1 protein-coding gene is annotated in these 641 nt (G+C 55.1%); it reads right to left on the reverse strand.

The genetic code is table 11. The annotated features are described in order from the left end of the window. Nucleotides 1-345 precede the first annotated feature (345 nt). Nucleotides 346-641: hypothetical protein (locus tag GSQ89_RS38765; RefSeq protein ID WP_216856428.1), on the reverse strand; the 296-nt coding region annotated here is incomplete at its 5' end.

The following is a 641-nucleotide window of genomic DNA, read 5'->3' on the forward strand; positions in this document are numbered from 1 at the left end:
GGAGTTGTTGTTGCTGTTGTACGAGGGGCCGCCGGCGTACGGGGCCGCGTACTGGCCTTGCGATGGGTTCGCGGGAACCTGCGTCTGGGCAAACGCCAGACTGGCGGACGCCCCCAGAATGGCTCCACTGGCCATGAGAAGCTTACGCATGAAAATCCTCCTTATTGCACCGGTGTTCCGGCGATCCTCAGGCCCCGCCCGTCGACTCCCGCGAACAGGCGGGGGGCTGCCAGACCCAGACAAATTAATGAATTGAAATTTACCCAACGGCAATCTGTTTTGGCGCGGAGCCGTGGCTTTCATGAAGCACCGTTGCGAAATAGCCACAGAACGGAGGGGCGATTACTAACTCAGGACAATTGGAAAGAGAAAACATAAGCAAATACAATATATACCTGCGTGTCGGTAGAACGGCTGCTCCGCTGCTCCGCACACTCCAATACCGTTCATCAGCGATCCGGACTGATCAACGGTCCGATAAAACATAAATTGAAATTTATAACTCGTTAATCCATTCTGTTCGGACGAGCGATGGCGCCGAAAGGCCGTGGCGTCGCCGCCAGGCGAATTGATCGTGAGCATTTCTGATGCGGGGTAATCGAGGGGGCGACCTATATGCACATGCAACTGCATGATCTGCT

It is taken from the genome of Acidisphaera sp. S103, from assembly GCF_009765975.1.
Taxonomy (GTDB): Bacteria; Pseudomonadota; Alphaproteobacteria; order Acetobacterales; family Acetobacteraceae; genus Rhodopila.